Origin of the sequence: Virgibacillus sp. 6R (assembly GCF_001895305.1) — a bacterium.
Taxonomy (GTDB): Bacteria; Bacillota; Bacilli; order Bacillales; family Amphibacillaceae; genus Virgibacillus; species Virgibacillus pantothenticus.
This window is the reverse complement of the sequence record NZ_CP017762.1, coordinates 627,072-653,010: the sequence shown is the minus strand read 5'-3', so window position 1 is coordinate 653,010 and position 25,939 is coordinate 627,072. Positions and strand designations below refer to the sequence as shown.

The following is a 25,939-nucleotide window of genomic DNA, read 5'->3' as shown; positions in this document are numbered from 1 at the left end:
AAATATGTGGACCCCTCTAGGGAATAGCTCGAGCTGAAGATCCAGCAGGAAAGCGTTCTTTGCTTTCCGGGGAAGCTGAGGAGACCTACGGAAAGCGAAATATGTTGACGTAGCGATGATAGGAATTTTTTTATACAAACAAACCGAACAATTCATTTATAATTGTTCGGTTTGCTATTTAGTATTTGCTTATGTCCCAGTCCCTTCTCTCTATTCTTCCCCCACCAAGCAACGAGCTGTAGGTTGGGCTTCTAGTCGTTCAATCGGAATTGGCTTTTCAGATTTTTCACTTAATCCAAACGTCCCCAGTTCAATTTTCTGTAACGCATCATCAATTGCTTGTAATTGTTCTTCTAACATTTGCTTCATCCCAGCTTGTTTTTGTTGCTCAAACTGTTCTGTTCCCATGTCTGCAGGGTGGTTATCATAATCGGCTAATTCTTCTAAAGCCTCATTGGGAGCTACCGTATTATTTGCTTCAATAGCTTCTTCTGTTTCTTTTTTCATTTTCAATAGTTTTTCTTGAAACTCAAATAATTTATCTTGGCTAAGATATGTTTTCATTAGTGAATCCCTTTCCGAAGGTCCGAGGATTATTTTTTCTTGGTAATTATACCAATGGTGCATCGGGAAACACATAGGAGCTGACCTTGTTCATCGGTAATCTTTATTTCCCAAACCATCGTTGATTTGCCGATGTGTAAAGGAATTGCTGTTGCTGTTACAAGCCCGCTTTTAGCACTGCGGATATGATTGGCGTTAATTTCTATTCCAAAAACTGCTTCTGATTGGAGATCAACATGTAGACTGGCACCAATACTGGCTGCTGATTCAGCAAGCGCAACAGAGGCGCCGCCATGTAGATATCCGAATGGCTGGCGGGTTCGGTGATCGATCGGCATCGTAAGCTGGACTTTTTCTTTCGTCATCGTCAACGTCTCCATGCCAAGAGTTTCCATTAACGTGTTCGGATAGGCCATGAAGCTTCCCCCTAATTTATAAACGTACTGATAAATAATGAGATACCTAACAGAATCCCATAAATAGAATTGGTTTTACCGGTGGCTGCCATAGCAGGCATCATTTCAAGCGGTTGTGTTTTCCCTTTAAACTTTTGGATCACATCAACAGCTTTAATTGCACCGATAAAGGTTATGAATGACCACAATGGAAAAATACCTTTAATAATAAGCCATGCAGTGACGAAAAAGGCTGTTAAAAACATCAGCGCTAGAAAGCCAATAGCCCTCTTTCGACCTAATAAAATTGCAAGTGTTTTTCGACCATTTTCCTTATCATTGTCTAGGTCACGAATGTTGTTGGAAAGCAAGATGGCTCCGATAAATATCGCGATTGGAATGGAAGCGAGTATTACTTCCAACGTGATGGTTTTAGCTTGAATGAAATAACTGATTCCGATAATGACAGTCCCCATTAAGAATCCCGAGAACAATTCGCCTAATGGAGTATAAGCTATTGGGTAAGGACCTCCAGTATATAAATATCCGAAAAGCATACAGATTAAACCAATAGCCGCAATCCACCAACTTGATGTTGCACTAATAAAAGCACCGAGTAACATGGCAATTCCGAAAAAGCTTAGCGCTAGATGTAAGACTGTTTTTGGTTTAATTCCATCGCGGACGATTGTACCACCGATACCGACAGATTCTTCATTATCGAGTCCTTTGACAAAATCATAATACTCATTAAACATATTTGTGGCGGCTTGAATAAGCATTGAAGCAATAAGCATGGCCATGAAAAGGAATATATTCATATGGCCTTCATGAAATGCGAGCATGGAGCCGACAAATACTGGTACAAATGAAGCGGTTAAAGTATGAGGTCGTAGCAGTCGCCACCAAATTTGAAAACCATCTCTTTCGTTAAGTGCGTCTTTGATGGTAACTTTATTGGATGAATGCATCTATTCTCCCCTCCCTTTGTTTGTTACTATACATAGATCGTATAAGATATAGCTGCTGTTGCTATTTAATAAAACATGAGAACGATAATCATATTAATTCTATGGAATTTATGATAGAGTGTCAACGCTTGCGATTGATTTCCTTGAGAATAAGCGGAAAAGAGAATAAAATAAAGAAGAAAGTTTGTCATTGTTAGTTTAACGGAGGTTAATTGAAATGATAGGAGTACAGGATCAGCAAGTTGAAGAACTCTTGCGCGATGCCATTCATCAGATGCCATTAACGAAAGAGGCTCAACTTGTTAGTATTACGAAACAGGTAGAACCAAAAGATCCAGTTCTTTTCTTTGCAGCAGCTGCAAGATTAAATAAAGAGCGATGTTTTTGGACGAGCACAAAGGATTCTTTTTCCATCGTTGGTGTTGGGAATATATTTGAAATAAGTGCTAACCAAGACCGTTTTCAATATACAGAAACTACTTGGAAGAAACTACTAGGTGATGTACGGATCTATAACCCTTTTCAAGCACCTGGAACGGGATTAGTAAGTCTAGGTGGATTAGATTTTGACCCACAAAAGCCAAGAACAGAGCTGTGGGCTGATTTCCCTAGAGTTAAATTTACTGTACCAGAATATATGCTGACAAAGAATATGGATGATGTCTATTTTACGATTAACTTGAAGATACGTAGAGACGATCATCCTATTCAGTTAATGAAAGCAATAGAGGCTGCTGAAAGAATATTGTTTCAAGCTTCTAAAGAGCAACATGGTACACCGCGTTTAGTAAACTCCAAGGTTATTGCTCCAGAGCAATGGAAGCAAACTGTACAAAAAGCGAAGCAAGAGATTCAACAGAAGCAAATGGATAAAATCGTGCTTGCTAGAGAGTTGCGTCTTCAGTTTAATAAGCAAGTAAATATCAGTCATATTTTAGGTGATTTAATTAAAAAACAGTCGAACAGTTATGTTTTTGCCTTTGAGCAAAATAATAGTTGCTTTGTAGGCGCTACCCCGGAACGACTTGTAAAGGTAGATAAACAAGAACTGCTATCAACTTGCCTAGCAGGAACCGCACCACGAGGTAAAACAGAAGTAGAAGATCAACAAATTGCAGACAACCTATTACATGACCAGAAAAATAGGGAAGAGCATGATTTTGTCGTGCAAATGATTAAACAAGGATTAAACAAATATTGCACGGATGTGCACATACCGGATACACCAGTTGTATATCCATTGAAAAATCTGCAACATTTATATACGCCTGTTACAGGAAGACTAAAAGATGGCTATACGATTTTCAATGTTGTCAAAGAATTGCATCCTACTCCAGCTCTTGGTGGAGTACCGCGAGATTTGTCTATGACATTTATTCGGGATTATGAACGGTTAGACCGAGGGTGGTATGGTGCTCCCGTTGGTTGGCTAGATAGTAACGACCATGGGGAATTTGCAGTAGCCATTCGTTCGGCATTAATTCAAGAAGATGAAGCGTCTTTGTTTGCAGGCTGTGGAATTGTAAAAGATTCAAATCCAGAGGAAGAATTTGAAGAGACACGCATTAAATTCTCTCCAATGCTAACTGTTTTAGGGGGACAAGCATGAATCATACAGAAGTTTTGACGCGCTATGTGACGAATTTTGTCGATGAATTAGTTGCTAACGGATTAACGGATGCTGTTATTTCTCCTGGTTCCAGATCCACACCGCTAGCGCTAACGTTGGCTGAGCATAAAAAGATGAAGGAATGGGTTATTATTGATGAACGGTCAGCTGCTTTTTTTGCACTTGGACTGGCGAAGAAAACAAAGCGCCCCGTTGTTCTTGTTTGTACATCTGGAACAGCGACAGCAAATTACTTTCCAGCTATTGTCGAGGCTTATTATAGCAGGGTTCCGTTAATTGTGTTAACTGCTGACCGCCCACATGAATTACGCGACGTTGGTGCACCTCAAGCTATTGACCAAATAAAAATGTACGGAGATTATGTAAAGTGGTTCCATGAAATGGCACTTCCGGAAGCTGATCTGCACATGCTTCAATATGTACGAAATAAAGCTGCAAGTGCATGTTATATTGCTCGGGAAGGGAACCCTGGTGTGGTTCACTTGAACTTTCCTTTTCGTGAGCCATTAATGGTAGATTTTCAGTATGAAAACGTGTGGGGGATTCATGACCGTTCTCATCCGACTTCAACCTTACCTGCTTATGAAGGGAAGAAACATTTATCCGAACAGCAGGTGGAGGATGTATTGCTTAAATTAACGAATAAAGAAAAAGGTGTTATTGTTTGCGGACCACAAACTGACCCTGAATTACCAGAGGCAATTACGAAGTTAGCTGAAAAATGGCAAATTCCTATTTTGGCTGACCCATTATCACAGGTTCGAGCTGGAAGCCATGTTTCAGATGTAATTATCGAGGGGTATGACGCTTTATTGCGCAATCAAGCTATTCGTGAAAGGTTGAAGCCGGAATTCATTATTCGATTTGGCGCAATGCCAGTTTCCAAAGCATATTCATTTTATGTAAAACAGCATCAGCATGCACTGCAAATAGTTGTTGAAGACCATGAAGGATTTCGTGAACCGATGAGTAATCCAACAGCGTTTATCTTTGCTGATGCAGTTGCTTGCTGCGAAGTGTTGACTGCATCAGCAACTCCAAAGAGTTCAAAAACATGGTTGCAAATCTGGAAGCAGTATAATGAGATTGCGAAAAAGCACCTAAACTGTAAGCCAGATCAGGAGCTTAAAGAGGGTGAAGCAGTACGTACTTTACTCAAGACAACCCCGGAAAAGAGCTGTATTTTTGTTGGCAACAGTATGGCTGTACGTGATTTAGATTCGTTCTTTTGGACCACAAAAAAGCAAATCGAAGTATTTGCTAATCGTGGGGCGAACGGAATTGACGGTGTCGTATCAAGTGGTTTAGGGGCATGTGCAGCTGGAAATAGAGTAACACTTGTATTAGGAGACTTATCATTTTTCCATGATATGAATGGGTTACATGCTGCTATGCATTATCAATTACCACTTACTATTTTATTAATTAATAATAACGGTGGGGGCATTTTTTCCTTTTTATCACAGGCAAATGACAAACAGCATTTTGAAGCATTGTTTGGTACACCTCTAAATATTGATTTTAAACATGCGGTTCATATGTACGGTGGTCAGTATGTGCTTGCGAGAACGGAACTAGAGGTAAGGGAAGCACTTTTAGAAAGCTATCAACAAGCTGGGCTGGTAGTTGTTGAAGTAAAAACAAACCGGGAGACGAATGCTCTTTGGCATCGTGAAAAATGGCAGGCAATTGAGCAGGAAATAGTAGGAGAGAGGAATTAATCGTGTTTTTTTCGATTGGAGATGCTACGTACTGGTATGAAGTGCATGGCGAAGGAAAACCACTTGTTTTACTCCATGGATTTACGGGTAGTAGTGAAACGTGGCAGTCTTTTGTAAGCATATGGAAGCAGCATTGGCAAGTCATTACCGTGGATCTTCCTGGTCACGGAAAAACAACAGCAAACCATAAATCAATGGAAGCGTGCTGTAGCGATCTTGTTTCGTTATTAAAATATTTAAATCTGGAACCTGTTCATCTGCTAGGTTATTCCATGGGTGGTAGAACAGCGATTGCTTTTGCAATGAATTATCCAGAAGCGGTGAAGAGCCTGATATTAGAAAGTACTTCTCCAGGTCTTGAAGATCCGATAGAGCGCAAACAACGAAAACAAGCGGACAATAAGTTAGCAACAAACCTGGAACAAAGGGGAATGGACTGGTTTGTTCCTTATTGGGAAAACATTCCCCTATTTATAACGCAACAACAGTTACCAGTTTCTGTTCAAGATAGGATCCGTAAAGAACGTATGAGCCATTCCGCTTCAGGCTTAGCCGATTCTCTTCGTTTTATGGGGACAGGCGTGCAGGCGTCTTACTGGGACAAACTAACTCAGTTTGATAAACCGGTTTTCCTACTAACGGGGGGGTTAGATCAAAAGTACTGCGAAATCATGGGGAAAATGGAACGAATATTGCCGCATGCGCAACAAACGATCGTTTCTGAAGCAGGACATGCAATTCACGTGGAGAAACCGAATATTTTTGGTAAAATAGTAACTGGATGTTTAAAGGGGTTATTCTAAATGAAGTACCTTTTTACTTTACATAGACTTTAAAGGAGGAAGAAACATGGCAGTACAATGGGAAAAAGTAAGAGATTACGAAGAGATTTATTATGAAAAATATAATGGCATTGCCAAAGTGACCATCAATCGCCCTGAGAAGCGAAATGCATTTACACCATTAACGGTAAATGAAATGATTGATGCATTTGCAGACGCTAGAGACGATTCAGACATTGGTGTCATTATTTTAGCTGGCGAAGGAGACAAGGCGTTTTGTTCCGGTGGCGATCAATCTGTTCGTGGACATGGCGGTTATGTAGGCAGTGACCAAATCCCAAGGTTGAATGTATTGGACTTACAACGCTTAATTCGCACCATTCCTAAGCCTGTTGTTGCAATGGTATCTGGCTATGCTATCGGAGGCGGTCATGTACTTCATGTCGTATGTGACTTAACAATTGCAGCAGATAATGCTATCTTTGGTCAAACGGGTCCGAAAGTTGGTAGTTTTGATGCTGGCTATGGCGCTGGTTTACTTGCAAGAATGGTCGGTCATAAACGTGCACGAGAAATTTGGTACTTATGCCGTCAATACAATGCAGAAGAAGCTTATGAAATGGGATTGGTAAATACCGTTGTTCCGTTGGAGAAACTAGAAGAAGAAACGATTCAATGGTGTGAGGAAATGTTATCTAAATCTCCAACTGCATTGCGTTTCTTAAAAGCTTCCTTTAATGCAGATACAGACGGTTTAGCTGGTTTGCAGCAAATGGGTGGAGATGCAACATTACTTTACTACACGACAGACGAGGCAAAAGAAGGAAGAGATGCGTTTAAAGAAAAAAGAAAACCCGACTTTAAAAAGTTTCCTCGTTTCCCTTAAACAAAATAGTTCAAAAGGAAAGTTAAAATAGATGAACATGGAAGTTAAATCTTGATTTTAAACGATTCTAACAAGACGGTATCTTACTGTAAAAAACCTTTGCTTAAAGTCGGAGCATTGAAAAGAGGTGTTCAACATGCAAATGGTTATCCCGCATTGGTTAACGAAACAAGCGGACATATCTCCTGACCAAATAGCACTTCAGCTTTCAGATGGGAGCACACTTACATTCCAACAGTTAAAGGAACGAAGTCAGGACTATGCAAAAAAATTAGCTGGCTGGGGAGTAGCAAAGGGGACACATGTTGCGGTGCTCTCTTCAAACCAGCCAACGATGGTGATTGCTATTCATGCGCTAAGCTATTTGCAAGCAGTGGTTGTTTTGTTAAACAGCAGATTGACGGGGGATGAGCTGACATATCAATTGAAAGATGCAGAAGTGTCATTTTTAATCTATACAGAAACATTAGCTGAACTAGCTGGGAAGTTGCCCGTTTCTAAAGCATTGTCCTTAACAGCAGTTGAGTGCCTTCAGCCGCAAGCCATAGATATCGCTACAGAAATTAATTTAGATAAGCCGTTTACTATGATGTATACATCAGGAACAACAGGTTTTCCTAAAGGAGTTGTCCATACATATGGAAATCATTGGTGGAGTGCGATAGGAAGTGCGCTGAATTTAGGCCTTCAGAGCGAAGATAAATGGCTGGCAGCATTGCCATTATTCCACGTTAGCGGTTTATCGATTCTAATTCGCAGCGTCATTTATGGTATGCCTGTATACTTACTAGAGAAATTTGATAAAAAACGGGTACATCAAGCGATTATGACAAAAGGGATAACGATGGTGTCTGTTGTAACCTTGATGCTACAGCAGCTATTGGGTGAGTTGGGGGAAAAGACGTACCCCGCTTCACTAAGATGTATGTTGTTAGGCGGAGGACCTGCACCAAAGCCATTACTAGAACAGGCGAAGGAAAAGGGCGTCCCAGTTTTCCAGTCTTTTGGAATGACAGAAACCGCTTCGCAAATCGTGACATTAAATGCAAACGATGCACTAAAAAAAATTGGCTCTGCCGGAAAAGCTTTATTTCCAGCCCAAGTGAAAATTAATGCACCTGATGAGGATGGTGTAGGAGAAATCTATGTGAAAGGACCGATGGTTACAAGTGGGTACTATAGGAATCAAGCTGCAACAGAAAAGGCGCTAATTGCAGGCTGGTTAGCTACAGGTGATTTAGGCTATTTGGATAAGGAAGGGTATTTATATGTTATCGACAGGCGAAGCGATTTAATCATTTCAGGTGGTGAAAATGTATACCCTTCAGAAATAGAAAGCACGCTATTACGTTTTCCGGGAATTAAAGAGGCAGGCGTAACTGGAGTGGAAGATACGAAATGGGGCGAGGTTCCGATTGCATTTATTGTGACGGATGATGGAACCTATAATCAAGCAGAGCTTCAAGCTTTTTTAAAGCGGCATTTAGCTGCTTATAAATGTCCAAAGCAAATTTATGAAGTGGCTCGTTTGCCCCGGAACGCATCCAATAAACTCGTACGTAGAGAATTAAAGAAATTATTGTAAAGAAAGGCATTTTAGCTTGTAGAGGTACCTTCATGTATCCTACAAGCTTTTTTGTCGGATAGGTATCAGGCAGGCGAGTTCCATAGGGCTTTTCAAATCGTACATACCGTGGAAATAAAAAAAGCGGACCTATAAAACGAGTATAGTATTCCGCTTATAAGAGAAGCGCTTTTTCATCCATGCATGACCCTGCTTTAGCAATTAGCTGCTCACTAACCCTAAATTATTTATCATTTAACATCGATTTGCTTGCTTAGAAAGCAAAAATCTTTTCCTGCAAGATCGTCAGCTCGCGCTGTTCCCTTTGAAGTCTACATATTTTGACTACGCTAAAACTCGTGTATACGCAGTGGTCGATTTATTTCGAATATTAGCTGTTTGAAGACTGTTCCTTTAAAATTTGATGTGCAAGAAAAAAGTGGTGAGAGATAACAGCACCTAAATTTACCGATTCGTTTAGTGGCCTTTAGGTAACACCTTTGTAGTACTAACATTCAGTGGGGGTGAAAGAAATCCCCGCTAATGGCAGATCCACTTTATTGTTCGTTTTTTAAATTAACTGTTTTAGTTATGCCCAGCCTATTCCATTATTTTGAGACCGCTCCATGGTGGTATGTGTCAAAATTTATCTAAAGCCCGATAGTAGAGTTTACTTTTTGGTTCGGTCCCATTATAAACTTTTAAAATTAAATATTTATTATCGTCTGAGACTTCGGGAAGAAAAGATAGTTCTTTTTCGGTTTTGTCTTCGTAAATAAGGATATCCTCTTCTTGATTTGTTCCAATGTTGTGCCAATAAACGGCGTTATAATAGCCTTTTTTATTGGAGTGAACCGATCTTTGATCAGGATACCGGTTGTAAAAAAAGCCGTTCATATCTTTTCTCCAGGCAATATTGCTAAATTTGCACCATTTTAACCGTTCTGGATACTCTTCCATAGATATTAAATCTATTATTCTGAACTCCTGCCAGTCACTACCGTTAAAGGATAGAGTGTAGGCCAGTAGGGTTCCATCGTAATTAAAGGTTATATTTGTTATCGCTGTCGTTCCGTCCTTATCGATTGATTCAGATCAATAACTGTTTCCAGGTTTGTACGTTCGTGTATATCCATCGTTCGGTATAGAATAGGTTGATTTTGTAAACCATCATTGTTAAAAAAATAATAATAATCGCCTTTCCTTTGCGGGGGAGAATATTTTGGATAGTTCATAAGCTGTGTTAACTTCTTTTTTATCTCATTTCTTCTAGTCCCGTTGTTTTGGTAAGCAGTCCATTCCTTGGTTTCGTTTAAATTTTCATCTTCGAGCCAACGGTAAGGATCTGGAACGGAAACACCGTGATAGATTTCTTCCGTGTTACCTTTTCTGATGATCAATTAAAATTCCTCCTTTTCATATTTGAAATTTAGAAGCAACTTTTATGCCAATTTAAACGTTCCATATAGAGCGCTATACATACTTGTCAAACTTTAAGCTCACAAAAGGAGGGATTTCGATTTGTTTATGTTCACCATTTCACAAATTATCTATGGTAAATGTTAGCATACTATTATATAATTAAATTATCCTAGTAAAATATGATTAGAAAAGGGGCTTGCTAATATGGCTAAATCTATTTTTAAAGCCACTGCTCACCTGCAAGATGGCGTTCAAGTTAAAGTAAAATCGAGAAATTTTGAGATCACTGTAGATGAGCCTAAAAACTTAGGAGGTACAGATACGGGAATGAATCCTGTTGAATTAGTACTTGGTGCTCTTGGTGCGTGCCAGGCAATAGTCGCACGCGTATTTGCTAAGAAGTTTCAAATTAAATTCAGCGACTTCTGGGTTGAACTAGAAGGGGATTTAGATCCAGATGGTTTTATGCACAAAGCCGATGTACGAAAAGGCTATTCGGAAATCCGTTACAATATTCATATTAAAACGGATGCCCCACAAGAGAAAGTAGAAGAATTCGTTGCTTTTATTGAAGATACATGCCCAGTTGGCGATACGCTGGCAAACCCAGTCAATATAAAGTTAAATAATATCATCGTTGAATAATGAAGTTTTGTTAAAAACAAGGGCAGGAAGTTTATACTGTCTTTGTTTTTTTTGCACTATAGGAAAGTATAAAATTTCTATGGTTTATAGTATAAGAAAAACTACAGCTTCCGCCATAAAGATTTGGCGGTAAGCCAAGTTCTTCTAATACTAAAGATGATAAAATTATACGCTAGCTACTACATGCTGCATGTCTTAAAACCTCTAAAGATAAACGTACGTAATATCTTCACTTTATCCGCTAAATTTAACCTACATTCGCATATCTAACAAACAGCGGGCTTTAAAAGAAAAGCTTCATAATGTCTCTCTTTATTATTTTTCTGTTATTTCGTAAACAGTTGACTTATTTATATTTGATGTAATATATTTTTAACATAATGTTAGATATATTTTTCTTTTGGTGGTGTGACATGGCTAATAAAATAAAGCTAGCTCGAGTTGAAAAAGGATTAACACAAGCTCAACTTGCCAAAAGAGTCAATGCGACTCGACAAACGATTGGACTTATTGAAAAAGGGGAGTATAACCCAAGCTTAAATCTCTGTATTGCAATAGCAAAGGAACTAGAAAAGACGTTAGATGATCTATTTTGGGAGGAATCGTAAATGAAACACTCATTTCTACATGTTTTTTTACCAAAAGATGAATATAAGCGTATGAGGGTTGTTAGATTTTTAGCTGAAGCAGCAGTAATTTTGGCTATTATGCTAATTTTAACTGTATTAATAAGTAGCTGGTTTGCTTGGAGCTTAGATGGCATGCTTTTAGCATTTGCAGCTTTTTGTTTTATCTTAATATACACCTATTTACGTTATATTTTGTCGGGTATTGAATTTACAGACGTAATTAATAAAGAAAACTATTCTAAAACAAAAAGAAATTTACGAAAGAGAGCAATTAGATTCGGAGCGATTTTTTTTATTGTATTACTTTTGATCAGAGGTATTCCGAATAGTTGGATAGATTTTCTGGATATATTAGGTCCCTCTGTTCTTGCTTCTATATTTATGCTTATTTTTGACCGACTTTCATTAAAAAAATCATATGAGAAAAATAAAGAGTTACTAGAATAAATATGGTTGAAGGACATAACTAAATATTAACCCTAAAGGCAAATGAAGCACTAATTTAGCATTGGGAATATACGTAGACTCTGCTCAGGAGTAAAGGCACCAGTGAGCCCGGCAGTGTTTAACATGATTAGGATCGCCAGCCGTCTGCGAAAAGCGAAGTATATTTCCGAAGTGGTTATTTGCACCATCCATAATTTCTAGACAGTTCGGATTTTACTTTTTAAAAAAATACTTCTGTTTCCACCTCTTATATTGAAGTATAAAGTATTTTTTAATTGTATAGGAAACTATAAAATGAGGTACTTGTGGATGACGAAATAACCGAATAGCCACGTCCGGCGCATGAGCCCAGCAACTAGGCGACTTTAGAAATGCGCCCTACGATAAGTCATCATCGGTTCGTCACTAAGGGGAAGGCCGACTAAAAACGGGCTTGCCGCTCAGACGTCGGCATACCCCTGTTTTAGTGGCGATTCCTAAATCTTTAGTTGATTCCGTTCCATTCACTACGTTGCTAAACGGGCGACCCGCGCCTTTGTTCATCTATATGTAACTGGCAGTTAGACCTTCGCTTCAACCTTAGGGTGAACTTAAGTAGGAAAAGTGAGAAATGCAAGTCAAGTATTTCGTTCTGTTCAACCTATGTCCAGCTGAGGCTGAAGATTTCCCCTCTGGTTACAAATGTCCCTTTATCCCGTGTGAAAGTTGCTTAAGAAGGTGTTGGATAAATCTGTACTGCAACAAAGTCTAAGTGGGAGAAAACAGCACCTAAATGCCCGATTTCGTAAGCAGCCTTTCAGTCATACCATTACGGTACGCACAATCAGTGGAGGATGAATGAAAACCCCTATTGATTGAAAATTCACTTTGAAGAAGTGTTGATTAAAAAAGGATAGTATCCCTTTTTACCTATCCGCTTTATTTTCAAGTAAGTATATTTTGAGGCAATCTCTTAAAATGGACTTTTCAGGGAGACGAAATTAGAATAAAAGTATCTGTAATGAATTGGGGTGATGTTTTGAGCATCGTAGGAGAAAAATTAGGGACACAGTCCGTTAAAAAAAGCTTTTTTCAATATTTTCTTCCGACTATTTTAGGAATGATGCTTATGTCGGTGAATATCGTTATCGACGGTATCTTTGTTGGAAATGGCGTAGGCTCTCTTGCTTTAGCAAGTGTAAATATAGCTGTTCCTGTATTCTCGATTATTATTTCCATTTCCTTGTTAATCGGCGTTGGAGGAGGAACCTTATATTCCATTGCCATTGGAGCAGGGGATAAGGAGAAGGCAAAGAGGTTATACACGATCTCTTTTGTACTACTAACCGTAATAACCATCTTTATTGGAATTATTGGTCTTGTGTTTATCGAACCATTAGCCAAACTTTTTGGAGCAAATGCTGAAACATTACCATACGCTATAGACTATATGCGTGTCATGTTTATGTTTTCTTTAGTTCTGGCGTGGGAGGTATGTTTGAGTATTTTTGTACGTAATGACGGGGACCCACAATTAGCGATGGTTGGTTTAATTGTTTCTGCGATTGTTAATATTGTCCTTAATTATCTTATGATTTTTATTCTAGAATGGGAAGTTACTGGTGCCGCTATTGCTACCTCATTGGCTACATTGATTGGATTGCTTATCTATACGCTTCATTTTTTAAAAAAGGGATCTGGTTTAAAATTCACAAAAATAATTTGGAAAAAGGATGACTTGAAACAAATCAGTGCTATTGGACTCCCTAGCTTTTTATCAGAAGCAGGTATTGGTATATTTGTAATGGGATATAACATTGCTATTGCACATTATGCCGGAACAAATGGGTTAGCTGCATTTTCGGTTATTAATTATTTGCATACATTTATGTTACTCGCTTTTATTGGCATTGGCTCGTCGATTCAACCGATGATTAGTTATTATTACGGGGCAAAAAAATTCACCTCGATTAAAGAAACAGTGAAAATTGCTGAAATAACTGGATTTCTGCTTGGCGGTTTCTTTTTAGTGATTGGTTATTTAGGTGCTGAGTTACTCGTTTCGATTTTTGGGGTGGCTACAAGCGAGATTAAAGACCTTGCTGTAAGAGGAATAAAGCTATTTTTCCTAGGGTATTTATTTATGGGAGTCAATTTTATTTATATGACCTATTATCAGTCTATTGGTTACGTCCGTCCATCTGTTGGTATTACCGTATTTAGGGGCTTCATTTTATTGATTGCGATGCTGTTTATTTTGCCCCTATTTTTAGGAACTACTGGCGTTTGGCTTGCACTTCCGGTATCAGAAACGATTGTAGCACTCGTACTTTTAGTTATAGCTCGAAAAGGAGTTATGCGTAATCAATACGACGCTAGAGGCTTTTAGTATTTTAAAAATTAAGCATGTATTTTCTTGAATATGACGCACACTCGCTCTTAGTAGCGAGTTTTTTTAATGCTTTTTCTCAAATGTAAGCTGCCTTAAATTAACTACTGAATGAAGTTTCACTTTATCATACATGGTTTTCGTTAATAAAAGAAATACTAAATGATTAGGAGGTGTTTCTAATGGAAAAACAAAAATATTATGTCCAAATGGGATCTGGAGAAATATCTCGTGTAAAGTATCATAATAATGATGAATTTGTTATTTATGCTACCGAAGAGGATATCGTCCAATTACGGGAAGCCTTTGATGAGGCTAATGCTTCTGGTATACGTACTTTCTTTAGGGCGCATATCCCGATAGTTCCATACCATAACGATTCGTCGAATGATGAATACGATAGTAATATGGCTAAAGCCTATAAGCTTGTACATGATCTAGGAAATGAACAAACCAAAGCACATATAGCAGACATGGGGATTTTAGAAAATGATACTTGATGATGATAGGTTTTAAAGCTATACAACAGGAGAAGTTTTTTAGGAAAAATGCGCTTGCGCCTTTGTTCTAGACCTTTCTATAGGATTAAAATTTATTCTGAGGGGTTTTATTTTAGCCCCTGTAAATAAAGTGGATAACAAAACAAGCAAATCGTGAACAGGTAAAAAATGGAGCTGAATTTAAATTTGCAGCTTTCTATATTTTTTTACAATATATTTATCCCACATATAAGGAAGCTGTAAGACTCCTACTTCAGGAGTTAGATAAATCTGTACTATAAACAAGTTTAAGAAGGTAACAGCACCTAACTGCCATCTTTCGTAAGAAGCCTTTAGGTCTACGGTACTTACAAGCAGTAGGGGATGAATGAAACCCCCCACTGCTTGAAGATTCACTTTATATTCCGTTATCTCTGAATCAAAATTCTTTTATGTGAGGTAGGTTTATCTTTTGCCAGGAACAGGAATAGACTAATAAGGAAAAAGAGAGCATGTTCACATAAAAGGAGGCCTTCATGTGTTGAATAAACGATTCATATTGTATAGCTCTATCGTTCTTATATTTGTTATCATGATGTTATCCCCTGTTGCGTTTCAAATACAAACCCCGGCTGCGGCAGAAGAGGAACCTGTTGACTCTGCAAATGCTGTAGCGGATTCAGAAATTAAACCATTAACCCACAAAAATGTGGTCAGCTTATCAAAACAATTTATGGATACATTGGTGCAGCCCATTTATTCGAACTACCGAGTGAAGGCATTAGATTCCAAACAAGAATTATATGAAGCTTTTAGTTCTATTACGACACGTTCGGTTGCGAAACCTTATGTAGAGTATTATTATAAGGAAAAGAGTGATGGCTTGTTCCTTCGACCGACAAGTAAACCGGCATGGTTTATAAAAGATGAGCCATATGAGATGATAGAGCAGGGCGATAATCAAGTAAAGGTTACCCAAACAAATCAAACCGATTTTTATGGTACTTATACCATTGAGCTAGAGTTTACTTTTGAAAATCAGTGGAAAATAACGAATATTGATTATCGTTAATGAAGTATTGGAAAAGGCGTTGAAGACAAGATGTATACATTTAAAGATTATTACAAGAATGAAGTGAAATTATCCTTTGAAGATCAACCCTTTTCAGAGCATCCGTTGCATGTCTGGGTCATATGCGTTTATGAAGATAAATGGTTGTTGACCGAACATAAGGAACGGGGAATAGAGTTTCCTGGTGGAAAAGTGGAAAAAGGGGAAAGTGCAAAAGAAGCTGCTATTAGGGAAGTAAAAGAAGAGACTGGTGGAATCGTTGAGCAAATAAACTATATTGGTCAGTATTTCGTCTCTGGGAAATCAGAAAATGTAATTAAAAACGTTTATTTTGCAACCGTCTCCTCACTAGAACAACAAGCAACATATTATGAAACAAACGGTCCTGTTTTATTAGAGGTTCTCCCTACTGATGTAAAGCACCGAGAAGAGTTTAGTTTTATGATGAAAGATGGAGTACTGAAATATTGTTTATCACATGTAAAACGATTAAGATGAACGTCACTAGAGAATAGGTGCGAACAATAATTAAGTTATTTCTGTACACTTATGGAATACTTAAATTGTGCCGAAGCTAAGGATAAATGTGCAGGATTCAGGCTTAACGACTTTCATAAATTTGAACCTATGTCGTAGTGGAAATTCTGTCTATGACATAGGTTCTTTTAGAATATATTATAATCCGCTATTTAATTAACCAGCTCTCTATTTGTTCTACAAGCTTATACATAACAGCTGCAAAAACAGCTATTAGCACTAGGCTCATCATGACAAGAGAAAAGTCAAATACTTGAAAACCGTAAATAATTAAATAGCCTAATCCTTGTTTAGAAACGAGGAATTCTCCAACAATAACGCCAACCCATGACAGTCCAACATTTACCTTCAAAGTAGAAATCATTGTGGGCAGCGTTGCAGGGAAAACAGCGTGCTGAAACACTTGGCGTTTATTGGCACCGAAACTTTTCAATACTTTAGCATAATTGGGGTCAACTTCATTAAACGCTGCATACACGACCAATGTAGTGATGATGACAGAGATAATCGCTCCCATTGCGATAATGGACACGTAGCCAGGACCAAGTGCAACAATAATAATTGGGCCCAAGGCTACTTTAGGCATGGCATTTAAAATAACAAGATAAGGATCTAATATATTGGATAAACGTTTGGAAAACCACAATGAAACAGCAAGAAGTATACCTGCAATGGTTCCAATTAAAAACCCAGCTACCGTTTCTAATAAAGTGATTCGCATATGCGTGAGTAATGATCCATCTTGAAGTTTTTCAGCAATAACCTGATATATCGTTGTCGGGGAGCTAAATAACAATGGGTCAATCCAATATAGGCGACTTGCCACTTCCCAAATCAGGATAAAACTGATTAGGATTAAAACCTGCCAAATAATCACTCGTTTTTTCTCTTTTCGGACAGAGGTTAAATAGTGTTGGAATAATTGATCTTCGGCTTTCGTTTGTTTCATCTGGATTATATACCTCCTCCTAATGATGAGACTGTTTCCTTCGTGTCCAATTCTTCCCAAACTTTATCAAATAATAGCTGATATTTGGGGTGTCTTCTTGCTAAAAGTGGCTGCTCATTACGTAATTCGATAGGAACTTCAAATACTTTGGATATTGTGCCCGGATTACTATCCATCACAAAGATGCGATCACTCATTGCGATTGCTTCTCCAATATCATGGGTAACGAGTACCGTTGTTTTATGATACGTTTTTAGTAAGCCGGAAACCAATTCTTCTAGTTTTAATTTCGTTTGGTAATCTAAAGCCGAAAAAGGTTCATCAAACAATAATATTTTCGGATCGTTAATCAAAGTTCGAACCAGTGCAGCTCGTTGCCGCATACCACCTGATAAAGCATCTGGGTAAGCTGAAGCTACATGTTCTAGCCCCACCTCTTGCAGTAGGGTCAAACCTTTCTCTTTCATTTCTTTGGAATGCGTTTGGTTAATTTTTGGTCCTAAAAGGATGTTTTCTAAAATGCTTTTCCAAGGAAATAAATAGTCTTGCTGTAACATATAACCGATTTCCGAGGAAGGAGCATGGATTGCTTTTTGCTGTAATTTGACTTTCCCTTCTGTAGGAGGAATGATTCCTGCCATGATGGATAGAATTGTTGACTTTCCACAACCACTTGGTCCTAACAAAGCGATAAACTCCCCCTCGTGAATGGAAACTGAAATATCCTTTAACGCTTTTGTAACACGTTGCTTAGAAAAGTAGTAATGGGTAACTTTTTCTAACGTTAAAAATGACATCACGCACTCTCCTTAGTCCTGTAATACATCCTTTGCAAACGTTGGATTTACTAAGTCCTCGTATGCTACATCTTCCGGCAATTCTCCAGCTGCTTCCATAATGTTTTTCAAATTGTTCCACGCATCTTCTTTTAACACCGGGTCGGTTGCGAATGATCCTTGATTTTTATAGCGTTCAATGGAGGAAGTGAGCATAGCTACATCCGTATCTTCAAAATAAGGTTGAATGGTTTTAGCAATTTCCTCAGCAGAATGTTCTGAAACCCATTGTTGGGCCCGGTAAACTGCTTTTGTGAATTTTTCCAATTCTGCTTTGTGTTCATCCATATATGTTTGCTTTGCCATATAAACGGTATATGGAACAGTTCCAGATTCTTCTCCAAACGAAGCTACAATATGCCCTTTTCCTTCTTTTTCAAACATACTGGCAGTTGGTTCAAATAATTGGACGTATTCTGCATCGCTAGACACAAATGCACTAGGAATGTTAGCAAACTCAATATTTTGCTGTAAATCTAAATCTTCATGCGGATCAATTTCGTTTTGTTTAAGTACATATTCGCCAACCATTTGTGGCATGCCACCTTTACGTTGTCCTAAAAAGGTTGTACCTTTTAAATCATTCCAATCAAAATCAGGCTTTTCTTCTTTTGCAACTAAGAAGGTACCATCTGTTTGTGTGAGCTGAGCGAAGTTAATAGCAATATCTTTCGAGTCCTGAGCGTAAACATAAATGGATGTTTCCGCACCAACTAACGCGATATCGGCTCCATCTGATAAAAGCGAAGTCATTGTTTTATCTCCACCCCATGTAGTTTGCAATTCGACGTCTAATCCTTCATCTTCAAAAAAACCTTTTTCCAAAGCCACGTATTGCGGAGCATAAAAAATGGAGCGGGTCACTTCAGCTAATTGAATGGTTTTTTTTGAATTCGTATTATTACAACTTGTTAAAATCAATAGTATGCTACTGAAGAATAGGAAAAATAGAATTTTCTTCATCCTATTTGCCCCTTTCATTGATGATTTAGTTTGTCAAAACAGTTTATGATTGCATTTAAAAATGTGTGAATGCCTATATAATGGATGTTTTATAAAAATGAAAAACTAGGGGGTAGAGTAGGTGAGTGTTAAGAATGATTTTAGTAAGAGCTTGAGGGACGCTCTTGGGCATCTCTGTAAGCCCAAGCAAAAAAAATCGACCTCGCAATAATGAGGTCGACATGCAGCAGTAACTGCAAATTAATTTTATATAAAATTCCTTTTGGGATGAGGAAACAATGATTAACCCTTATAAATAGGGCCAGCATTAGCGATATCTTCACGAGCTTCTGTGAATTGCTTAAAATTCTCATGGAATTTCACCGCAAGCTGTTTTGCTGTTTGTTCATAAGCGGCCTTATCGAGCCACGTGTTTTCCGGAATTAATACTTCATCCGGCACTCCAGGTACATGCATCGGAATTTCTAATCCGAATATTTTATCCTTTGTTGTCTCTACGCCATGTAATTCGCCCTCTAATGCAGCATGAATCATAGCGCGAGTATACGAAAGCTTCATGCGCTTCCCAGTACCATAGGCTCCTCCCGTCCAACCGGTGTTTACAAGAAACACATTTGATTGATAAGCGTCAATCTTTTCCCCAAGCATGGCAGCGTATTTGGACGGTGCCAATGGAAGGAATGGAGAACCGAAACAAGCTGAGAATGTTGCTTGTGGTTCGGTTACACCTCGTTCTGTTCCTGCTAGCTTACTTGTATATCCGCTTAGAAAATGATACATGGCCTGTTCTTTCGTCAATTTACTGATAGGAGGCAATGTTCCTGAAGCATCAGCGGTTAGAAAAATAATGGTGCTTGGATGCCCAGCGATACTTGGTACGGCAATGTTATCTATGTTTTCTAACGGATATGCTGCGCGAGTGTTTTCTGTTAAAATAGTGTCATTATAGTCAGGAATTCTTGTTTGGTTATCTAACACGACATTTTCCAATACTGCACCAAATCTAATGGCATCGTAAATTTGCGGTTCTTTTTCTTGCGATAAGTTAATGCATTTAGCATAACAACCACCTTCAATATTAAACACGCCATTAGGTCCCCAGCCATGCTCGTCATCGCCAATTAAACGGCGGTACGGATCAGCTGATAATGTTGTTTTACCTGTTCCTGACAAGCCAAAGAACAAAGCAACATCGCCTTCTTTACCAACATTAGCGGAACAATGCATAGATAATACATTGCGTTGAGGGAGCAAATAATTCATCACGGAAAAAATAGATTTTTTAATTTCGCCGGCATACTCTGTTCCACCTATTAATACGATACGTTGTTTAAACGATACAAGAATAAATGCTTCTGAGTTTGTACCGTCTACTTTAGGATTGGCTTTGAATGTTGGTGCAGACAAAACGGTAAACTCTGGCTGATGCTCTTTTAACTCTTTTTCTTTAGGTGTGATAAACAACTGTCTGGCAAATAGATTATGCCACGCATATTCATTGATCACTTGAAGCGGAAGACGGTAATCATGATCTGCTCCAGCATATCCTCTAAATTGAAAGATCTCGGATTTGTTTTTTAAATATTGAACGACTTTTTGGTAAAGTTTATTGAAAGTCGCTTCATCAATGGAACGGTTCACTGTTCCCCAGTCAACATAGTTTTCGCTGATTTCGTCTTTTACAATAAACTTATCTTTTGGTGAGCGGCCTGTGTAAGCCCCTGTTTCAGCTTGAACTGCACCTGTAGCTGATAACTTACCTTCTTTTCTAGCCAAGATTTTTTCAACAAGCTGCGGTACCGATAAATTCGATAATAAATAAGGGTGAGAATATAATTCGGTTACATAAGACTTTTCTACCGTTTTCATTTTAAAAATACCTGCCTTTTAATTCAAATTTATTCACGTTCAACGATTAAGAACGATTGTGATATACTCAATATGTTTATTAGTATAACACATTCACCTAAATAGTCCATACTAAATATCGATGAAATTAAAAAAATATTTATCTTTTCATTATAGTGTGTGAAAAAAACATATAGAAATACGGGGAAATTAGTTGACATAAAGGGGTTCTTTCGGTAAGCTGAAATTCGAACGGTTCTCTTATTCAGAGTCGGTGGAGGGACAGACCCGAGGAAGCCCAGCAACCATCACATTTCATGTGAAAAGGTGCTAACCTGATGCAAGGTAAGTAGGTCACCTTGAACAATAAGAGCGAAAGGTCCGCTATTCCCTTTCCTCCATGATAAGCAGGAAGGGATTTTTTTGTGTTAAAATGGATAGAATGCTAGCGGTTGAGATGTTTTGAAATGGAATAAATACTGCTGTTCATAACCATAAATCCTATTTACATTCATAGGAGTGGTTGTTGTCGTTTTGGACAAGTAAAGTATGGACTTCATAACATTCCCTAAAATGAAAGGTGCATCTTGTTTATATAGAGTTCCGTAACCGACTTTAAAAGGAGGAAGTAGCAATATGGCTACGAATCGACGTTTATTTACTTCTGAAAGTGTAACAGAAGGTCATCCTGATAAAATATCGGACCAAATTTCCGATGCTATCCTTGATGAAATATTACAATCTGATCCCTATGCTCGAGTTGCCTGTGAGACAACTGTTACAACAGGACTAGTATTGGTAGCAGGGGAAATATCGACCACTACATATGTAGATATTCCTGCAATCGTTCGAAAAACCATTGAGGATATTGGTTATACACGAGCAAAGTTTGGATTCGACGCCAAAACCTGTGCGGTACTAACAGCGATTGACGAGCAGTCTCCGGATATAGCAGGGGGGGTAGATACTGCTTGGGAGGCAAGACAGGGGCAAATGAGCGAGGAAGAAATTGATGCTATTGGTGCTGGTGACCAAGGACTAATGTTTGGGTTTGCCTGTGACGAAACAGAAGAATTAATGCCATTGCCAATTTCTCTAGCGCACAAATTAGCCAAGCGTTTGGCAGATGTCCGTAAAGACCATACATTGGATTACTTAAGACCGGACGGAAAGACACAAGTAACTGTAGAATATGGAGAAGATGACCAGCCTATTCGAATTGATACAATCGTCATTTCGACACAACATCATCAAGATATAACGGTAGAACAAATTGAAAAAGATTTAATGGAGCATGTTATTATTCCTGTTGTTCCAGCACATTTATTAGATGAAGCAACGAAATATTTTATCAACCCAACTGGACGATTTGTGATTGGGGGTCCACAAGGCGATGCAGGCTTAACCGGAAGAAAAATTATTGTTGACACTTATGGTGGTTATGCACGTCATGGTGGTGGTGCATTTAGTGGTAAGGATGCGACGAAAGTGGATCGTTCTGCTGCTTATGCTGCTAGATATGTAGCAAAAAATATTGTTGCCGCCCAATTAGCAAAAACATGTGAAGTTCAACTTGCGTATGCGATTGGTGTAGCAGAACCAGTTTCGATTGCTATCGATACATTTGGAACCGGGGTTGTAAGCGAGGATGAATTGGTCCAAGCTGTACGAAAACTATTCGACCTTCGCCCGGCTGGCATTATTCGTATGCTTGATTTACAAAAGCCTATTTTTAGAAATACAGCTGCATATGGACATTTTGGTCGTACGGACGTTTTATTCCCATGGGAAAAGACAGATAAAGTGGAAGAATTGGTAGCACTAGTAAAAGAGCAGCAATAATGATGAGAGCGAGAGCATGATTTTTCTTTTGATGGAGATAGAGAAATCATGCTTTTTTTTCGGTGCCAAGATAGGGGGCTAATTTGGTTAAATGGGGGAAGTTTACATATAATAGGAATAATGTTGTTTACATAAGAATTTGGGAGTAACTAAATGATCGAAAAAAACAAAAGGCATCATTGAATTTTTTACCGTTTTTGATGAGAACAATTGAATATATGGTACGGTTATGGTATCTTTACTCACATCTGATGCAATATAGGTCTCCGCAAAAAATGGTGATCACAGACGGTCATATGTACATCAACAGACAAGAATTATATAATGTAGAACTTATTACCCTATAAAACACGCTTTATTTGGAAGTTTTTTACTAGCGAATAATGTGGTATGATAATATTGAAAAATAATCTTACGCCACGTTACTATTATTAATGAGAGAAGGTAGACAGCAATGTGTGGTTTTATCGGAATGATATTTGATAATCCAGTCGAACGAACAGAACAAGAAATTGAATTGTTTAAAAAGCAAAATAATTTGATCACTCATCGGGGGCCAGATGATGAGGGCTATTATTTTGATTCCTATATTTCATTCGGATTTCGCCGATTAAGTATTATTGATATTGAAAGTGGTTCACAGCCATTAAGCTATAACAATGAACAAATCTGGCTCGTTTTTAATGGAGAGATTTATAATTATATCGAATTACGTGAAAAACTGCTTGAAGAAGGCTACGAATTCCAGACAGACTCAGATACAGAGGTTATAGCTGCACTTTTTTCCAAACATAAGGAGAATGCCTTTCAATATTTAAGAGGTATGTTCTCGATTCTTATTTGGGATAAAGAGACAGAGCAATTATACGGTGCGCGCGATCCTTTTGGTATTAAGCCACTTTTTTATCATGAAAATTCCTTTGGGACGTCATTTGCATCAGAGAAAAAAAGTATTACCTTAATGATGGAACAAGAAGAAGTAGATCAAGCTGCTCTGCAGCATTATTTGAGTTTTCAATACGTGCCGGAACCAATGACAATGACTGCCGGCATTAAAAAAGTAGAGCCAGGCCATTATTTCATTAAGAAACCTGGACAACCTATTCAATTTACACGTTATTGGCATGCTACATTTCATCCTGTGCTTCGAGAAAAGCAAGATTGGATTCAAAAAATTCAAGATGTCATGTATGATTCTGTTAACGTGCATATGCGTAGTGACGTTCCAGTTGGGTCATTCCTATCTGGGGGTATCGATTCAACGTTAATCGTATCCATAGCTAAAGAATTTAATCCAGATATTAAGACATTTTCAGTTGGCTTTGAACGCGATGGTTATTCAGAAGTCGATGTAGCTAAGGAAACAGCAGATAAACTGAATGTGGAAAACATTTCCTACATGATTTCACCGGAAGAATATGTAGACAACTTACCAAAAATCATGTGGCATATGGATGATCCATTAGCTGATCCATCCTGCGTACCATTGTATTTTGTTTCCAGAGAAGCGAGAAAGCATGTAACAGTTGTGCTGTCTGGAGAAGGGTCTGATGAATTGTTTGGGGGCTACAATATTTATCGGGAGCCTGGCTCATTGAAAATATTCGATAAGCTTCCGTTACCTGTGAAGGAATTGCTGAAACGCGTTTCCGCTATATTACCTGAAGGAGTGAAAGGAAAAAGCTTCCTAGATCGTGGAACAACGCCGTTGCGTGAACGGTATATTGGAAATGCAAAAATGTTTGAAGAAAACGAAAAAAGAAAGCTATTAAAAACGTATAATGATCATTTATCTTACCAGCAAATAACAGGCAAATTATTTGACCAGGTAAAAGACTATCCGTACGTGAACCAAATGCAATATGTAGACATTCATACTTGGATGCGTGGAGATATTTTATTAAAAGCAGACCGTGTTACGATGGCTCATTCTCTTGAGTTACGAGTGCCGTTCTTGGATAAGGAAGTATTTCGTGTCGCAAATGAAATTCCAGTTGATTTGAAAATAGCTAACGGTAGTACGAAGAGTCTGTTGCGTGAGGCTTCACGTGGAATCATTCCAGATCATGTGCTAGACCGAAAAAAATTAGGTTTCCCAGTACCTATTCGTCATTGGCTTAAGAATGAGTTAAATGGCTGGGCAAAACAACTGATTCATGAAAGTGAGACAGACCATTTATTACACAAGAACTATATACTTGAACTGCTAGAAGCTCACTGCCAAGGAAAAGGGGACTATAGCAGAAAAATATGGACGGTGCTTATGTTCATGCTATGGCACCAAAACTTTGTTGAAAAAAAGTTTACTGCTGCTAACCTAAATGAAAACGAAGCGGAATTAATCCATTCTTAATATTAGGATAGGAAGCTGACAAGTTAAACTGCATGTTTGCTTTACCTTTCCAACTAATCTAAATAGGATAGTGAAGTAGTTCATTGTCTACGCCATGGAATAAGTTACGATTTCAAAGTCATTATGACTTTGTTAAAAACAGGCGATCACCTCTTAATCAATGGTGATCGCCTGTTTTCCCATTTGTTCCCAAGCAGCTTGAAACTCATCGATAGGTGCTTTCTCTGCAAAGTTTAATGGATCATTAAAATAAATGTAGTTTTCATCATAACCTGTAATCAATACGGAGTGTTGCTTCATCGTAATATCGATTTTTCCGTCCTTTGTATTCCAAGTGGTAAATTGACTTTCTGGAAGTTTATCGTAAGTTGTATTTATAATTACCCATACAGGTCGCTTATGATTTAATTCTGTAATGATTGTTTTAAAGTCATTTCCGGTTAAATCTTTTACACGATCACCTGCATAACGTTTAGCTAATGCAGCAATTGGCTTATGATAAACGCCCATACCCGGTGTGTCAAATGAATACATATCACCTACAAACCCACGATACGGATTACCGAAAAATATTTCACCGTCTTTTTTCGTATAAGGCGTAGGATCTTTTTTTACTTGCTGCGCTAGTTCTATTTTATCGATACGGATATCATTATGCCTTAAGAGCATTGATAAGCTAGTTACTTCACAGCCTCTCGGTAATTCTGGAAGCTGCTCTATCTTAGGAACATCCATTTTAACTTTTTTTTGAATGGTGTGTTTCGATAGTTTTCTCTCTTCTGGTGATAACTGATTGTCTTCGTGAACCGGGATTGTATATTGGATCAACTGTTTGAAAGCCGCTTTATGTTCCATAACAAAAAGAGTTAACACAGAAATAGCAGTGATAGAAAAAATAAAACCGTATATGATAAAGGATTTTTTTACCCAAGCTATTTTTTGCTTGGAACTAATATAGAATAATACAGTAGCCAGCATACAACAAACACTAAATAAAATAATGTTCATCTTTTCAATCTCCCTGTGAGTTAAAGTG

The 25,939-nt window shown here is 38.2% G+C and carries 24 protein-coding genes and 1 riboswitch; of the genes, 14 read left to right on the top strand and 10 right to left on the bottom strand.

Features of this window, described 5'->3' with window-relative positions:
• Nucleotides 1-210 precede the first annotated feature (210 nt).
• From BKP57_RS03100 to BKP57_RS03090, 3 genes are read right to left on the bottom strand one after another with little or no spacing between them, the layout of a single operon-like run.
• Nucleotides 211-564 carry a TraR/DksA C4-type zinc finger protein gene (locus BKP57_RS03100; RefSeq protein WP_050350404.1) on the bottom strand — a complete coding sequence of 118 codons (354 nt, stop codon included), beginning with the start codon at nucleotides 562-564 and terminating at the stop codon, nucleotides 211-213.
• A gap of 29 nt (nucleotides 565-593) precedes the next feature.
• Nucleotides 594-980 (bottom strand): hotdog fold thioesterase, encoded by a 387-nt coding sequence (locus BKP57_RS03095; RefSeq protein WP_050350405.1) that lies wholly within the window; start codon nucleotides 978-980, stop codon nucleotides 594-596.
• 11 nt (nucleotides 981-991) lie between these two features.
• Entirely contained in the window at nucleotides 992-1,930 is a 939-nt protein-coding gene (locus BKP57_RS03090) for a 1,4-dihydroxy-2-naphthoate polyprenyltransferase (protein ID WP_050350406.1), read from the bottom strand.
• Between the two features lie 217 nt (nucleotides 1,931-2,147).
• On the opposite strand from BKP57_RS03090, the gene BKP57_RS03085 reads away from it, so the two are divergent.
• From BKP57_RS03085 to BKP57_RS03065, 5 genes are all read left to right on the top strand, one after another.
• The gene (locus tag BKP57_RS03085; RefSeq protein WP_050350407.1) at nucleotides 2,148-3,539 is read left to right on the top strand and encodes an isochorismate synthase; all 1,392 of its coding nucleotides are present in this window, start codon (nucleotides 2,148-2,150) and stop codon (nucleotides 3,537-3,539) included.
• A complete protein-coding gene (menD, locus tag BKP57_RS03080; protein WP_072740973.1) occupies nucleotides 3,536-5,281 on the top strand; it encodes a 2-succinyl-5-enolpyruvyl-6-hydroxy-3-cyclohexene-1-carboxylic-acid synthase in 1,746 nt (581 codons plus the stop codon). Before BKP57_RS03085 ends, menD begins: the two co-directional genes overlap by 4 nt.
• Nucleotides 5,282-5,283: 2 nt before the next feature.
• Nucleotides 5,284-6,084, top strand: a complete 801-nt coding sequence (menH, locus tag BKP57_RS03075) for a 2-succinyl-6-hydroxy-2,4-cyclohexadiene-1-carboxylate synthase (RefSeq protein ID WP_072740972.1) — start codon at nucleotides 5,284-5,286, stop codon at nucleotides 6,082-6,084.
• 46 nt (nucleotides 6,085-6,130) lie between these two features.
• Nucleotides 6,131-6,949 (top strand): 1,4-dihydroxy-2-naphthoyl-CoA synthase, encoded by an 819-nt coding sequence (menB, locus tag BKP57_RS03070; RefSeq protein ID WP_050350410.1) that lies wholly within the window; start codon nucleotides 6,131-6,133, stop codon nucleotides 6,947-6,949.
• 136 nt (nucleotides 6,950-7,085) lie between these two features.
• A complete protein-coding gene (locus BKP57_RS03065) occupies nucleotides 7,086-8,534 on the top strand; it encodes an o-succinylbenzoate--CoA ligase (RefSeq protein ID WP_050350411.1) in 1,449 nt (482 codons plus the stop codon).
• A gap of 618 nt (nucleotides 8,535-9,152) precedes the next feature.
• On the opposite strand, the gene BKP57_RS23060 is transcribed toward BKP57_RS03065, so the two are convergent.
• Nucleotides 9,153-9,539: a beta-propeller domain-containing protein gene (locus BKP57_RS23060; RefSeq protein WP_250637879.1), complete on the bottom strand. Its 387-nt coding sequence runs from the start codon at nucleotides 9,537-9,539 to the stop codon at nucleotides 9,153-9,155.
• Between the two features lie 32 nt (nucleotides 9,540-9,571).
• Nucleotides 9,572-9,913, bottom strand: a complete 342-nt coding sequence (locus BKP57_RS23055; RefSeq protein ID WP_050350413.1) for a hypothetical protein — start codon at nucleotides 9,911-9,913, stop codon at nucleotides 9,572-9,574.
• 226 nt (nucleotides 9,914-10,139) lie between these two features.
• On the opposite strand from BKP57_RS23055, the gene BKP57_RS03050 reads away from it, so the two are divergent.
• The 7 genes from BKP57_RS03050 to ytkD all read left to right on the top strand — a co-directional run bounded on the left by BKP57_RS03050 (nucleotide 10,140) and on the right by ytkD (nucleotide 16,073).
• Entirely contained in the window at nucleotides 10,140-10,580 is a 441-nt protein-coding gene (locus BKP57_RS03050) for an OsmC family protein (RefSeq protein ID WP_072740971.1), read from the top strand.
• Between the two features lie 413 nt (nucleotides 10,581-10,993).
• Complete coding sequence (locus BKP57_RS03045) at nucleotides 10,994-11,188, top strand: helix-turn-helix transcriptional regulator (RefSeq protein ID WP_050350415.1); 195 nt, start codon at nucleotides 10,994-10,996, stop codon at nucleotides 11,186-11,188.
• Nucleotides 11,189-11,656 (top strand): hypothetical protein, encoded by a 468-nt coding sequence (locus BKP57_RS03040; RefSeq protein WP_050350416.1) that lies wholly within the window; start codon nucleotides 11,189-11,191, stop codon nucleotides 11,654-11,656.
• 1,000 nt (nucleotides 11,657-12,656) lie between these two features.
• Nucleotides 12,657-14,024 carry an MATE family efflux transporter gene (locus tag BKP57_RS03035; RefSeq protein WP_128743287.1) on the top strand — a complete coding sequence of 456 codons (1,368 nt, stop codon included), beginning with the start codon at nucleotides 12,657-12,659 and terminating at the stop codon, nucleotides 14,022-14,024.
• 182 nt (nucleotides 14,025-14,206) lie between these two features.
• Nucleotides 14,207-14,524 carry a hydrolase gene (locus BKP57_RS03030; RefSeq protein ID WP_072740970.1) on the top strand — a complete coding sequence of 106 codons (318 nt, stop codon included), beginning with the start codon at nucleotides 14,207-14,209 and terminating at the stop codon, nucleotides 14,522-14,524.
• A gap of 517 nt (nucleotides 14,525-15,041) precedes the next feature.
• On the top strand, nucleotides 15,042-15,575 hold the full coding sequence (locus tag BKP57_RS03020) for a hypothetical protein (RefSeq protein WP_083547183.1): 534 nt from the start codon (nucleotides 15,042-15,044) through the stop codon (nucleotides 15,573-15,575).
• 30 nt (nucleotides 15,576-15,605) lie between these two features.
• Nucleotides 15,606-16,073, top strand: a complete 468-nt coding sequence (ytkD, locus tag BKP57_RS03015) for an RNA deprotection pyrophosphohydrolase (protein ID WP_050350419.1) — start codon at nucleotides 15,606-15,608, stop codon at nucleotides 16,071-16,073.
• Nucleotides 16,074-16,260: 187 nt separating this feature from the next.
• Here ytkD and BKP57_RS03010 read toward each other — a convergent pair whose 3' ends face one another.
• The 4 genes from BKP57_RS03010 to pckA all read right to left on the bottom strand — a co-directional run bounded on the left by BKP57_RS03010 (nucleotide 16,261) and on the right by pckA (nucleotide 20,729).
• The gene (locus tag BKP57_RS03010; protein WP_050350420.1) at nucleotides 16,261-17,061 is read right to left on the bottom strand and encodes an ABC transporter permease; all 801 of its coding nucleotides are present in this window, start codon (nucleotides 17,059-17,061) and stop codon (nucleotides 16,261-16,263) included.
• Nucleotides 17,062-17,066: 5 nt separating this feature from the next.
• Nucleotides 17,067-17,858: an ABC transporter ATP-binding protein gene (locus BKP57_RS03005; RefSeq protein ID WP_050350421.1), complete on the bottom strand. Its 792-nt coding sequence runs from the start codon at nucleotides 17,856-17,858 to the stop codon at nucleotides 17,067-17,069.
• Nucleotides 17,859-17,870: 12 nt separating this feature from the next.
• On the bottom strand, nucleotides 17,871-18,860 hold the full coding sequence (locus BKP57_RS03000; protein ID WP_050350422.1) for an ABC transporter substrate-binding protein: 990 nt from the start codon (nucleotides 18,858-18,860) through the stop codon (nucleotides 17,871-17,873).
• A gap of 282 nt (nucleotides 18,861-19,142) precedes the next feature.
• Nucleotides 19,143-20,729, bottom strand: coding sequence for a phosphoenolpyruvate carboxykinase (ATP) (gene pckA / locus BKP57_RS02995; RefSeq protein WP_050350423.1), 1,587 nt, complete (start codon nucleotides 20,727-20,729; stop codon nucleotides 19,143-19,145).
• A gap of 237 nt (nucleotides 20,730-20,966) precedes the next feature.
• Nucleotides 20,967-21,081, top strand: a riboswitch (SAM riboswitch).
• 263 nt (nucleotides 21,082-21,344) lie between these two features.
• Here pckA and metK point away from each other — a divergent pair.
• Nucleotides 21,345-22,550, top strand: a complete 1,206-nt coding sequence (gene metK / locus BKP57_RS02990; protein ID WP_050350424.1) for a methionine adenosyltransferase — start codon at nucleotides 21,345-21,347, stop codon at nucleotides 22,548-22,550.
• Between the two features lie 454 nt (nucleotides 22,551-23,004).
• Entirely contained in the window at nucleotides 23,005-24,903 is a 1,899-nt protein-coding gene (gene asnB, locus BKP57_RS02985; protein WP_072740968.1) for an asparagine synthase (glutamine-hydrolyzing), read from the top strand.
• A 153-nt stretch (nucleotides 24,904-25,056) separates the two neighbouring features.
• Here asnB and BKP57_RS02980 read toward each other — a convergent pair whose 3' ends face one another.
• A complete protein-coding gene (locus tag BKP57_RS02980) occupies nucleotides 25,057-25,911 on the bottom strand; it encodes a C39 family peptidase (RefSeq protein ID WP_050350426.1) in 855 nt (284 codons plus the stop codon).
• Nucleotides 25,912-25,939: the final 28 nt, after the last annotated feature.

Coding starts and splice junctions, on each gene's coding strand:
- BKP57_RS03100 (WP_050350404.1), bottom strand. CDS start 564: ATGAAAACATATCTTAGCCAAGATAAATTATTTGAGTTTCAAGAAAAA.
- BKP57_RS03095 (WP_050350405.1), bottom strand. CDS start 980: ATGGCCTATCCGAACACGTTAATGGAAACTCTTGGCATGGAGACGTTG.
- BKP57_RS03090 (WP_050350406.1), bottom strand. CDS start 1,930: ATGCATTCATCCAATAAAGTTACCATCAAAGACGCACTTAACGAAAGA.
- BKP57_RS03085 (WP_050350407.1), top strand. CDS start 2,148: ATGATAGGAGTACAGGATCAGCAAGTTGAAGAACTCTTGCGCGATGCC.
- menD (WP_072740973.1), top strand. CDS start 3,536: ATGAATCATACAGAAGTTTTGACGCGCTATGTGACGAATTTTGTCGAT.
- menB (WP_050350410.1), top strand. CDS start 6,131: ATGGCAGTACAATGGGAAAAAGTAAGAGATTACGAAGAGATTTATTAT.
- BKP57_RS03065 (WP_050350411.1), top strand. CDS start 7,086: ATGCAAATGGTTATCCCGCATTGGTTAACGAAACAAGCGGACATATCT.
- BKP57_RS03050 (WP_072740971.1), top strand. CDS start 10,140: ATGGCTAAATCTATTTTTAAAGCCACTGCTCACCTGCAAGATGGCGTT.
- BKP57_RS03045 (WP_050350415.1), top strand. CDS start 10,994: ATGGCTAATAAAATAAAGCTAGCTCGAGTTGAAAAAGGATTAACACAA.
- BKP57_RS03040 (WP_050350416.1), top strand. CDS start 11,189: ATGAAACACTCATTTCTACATGTTTTTTTACCAAAAGATGAATATAAG.
- BKP57_RS03035 (WP_128743287.1), top strand. CDS start 12,657: ATGAATTGGGGTGATGTTTTGAGCATCGTAGGAGAAAAATTAGGGACA.
- BKP57_RS03030 (WP_072740970.1), top strand. CDS start 14,207: ATGGAAAAACAAAAATATTATGTCCAAATGGGATCTGGAGAAATATCT.
- ytkD (WP_050350419.1), top strand. CDS start 15,606: ATGTATACATTTAAAGATTATTACAAGAATGAAGTGAAATTATCCTTT.
- BKP57_RS03010 (WP_050350420.1), bottom strand. CDS start 17,061: ATGAAACAAACGAAAGCCGAAGATCAATTATTCCAACACTATTTAACC.
- BKP57_RS03005 (WP_050350421.1), bottom strand. CDS start 17,858: ATGTCATTTTTAACGTTAGAAAAAGTTACCCATTACTACTTTTCTAAG.
- BKP57_RS03000 (WP_050350422.1), bottom strand. CDS start 18,860: ATGAAGAAAATTCTATTTTTCCTATTCTTCAGTAGCATACTATTGATT.
- pckA (WP_050350423.1), bottom strand. CDS start 20,729: ATGAAAACGGTAGAAAAGTCTTATGTAACCGAATTATATTCTCACCCT.
- metK (WP_050350424.1), top strand. CDS start 21,345: ATGGCTACGAATCGACGTTTATTTACTTCTGAAAGTGTAACAGAAGGT.
- asnB (WP_072740968.1), top strand. CDS start 23,005: ATGTGTGGTTTTATCGGAATGATATTTGATAATCCAGTCGAACGAACA.
- BKP57_RS02980 (WP_050350426.1), bottom strand. CDS start 25,911: ATGAACATTATTTTATTTAGTGTTTGTTGTATGCTGGCTACTGTATTA.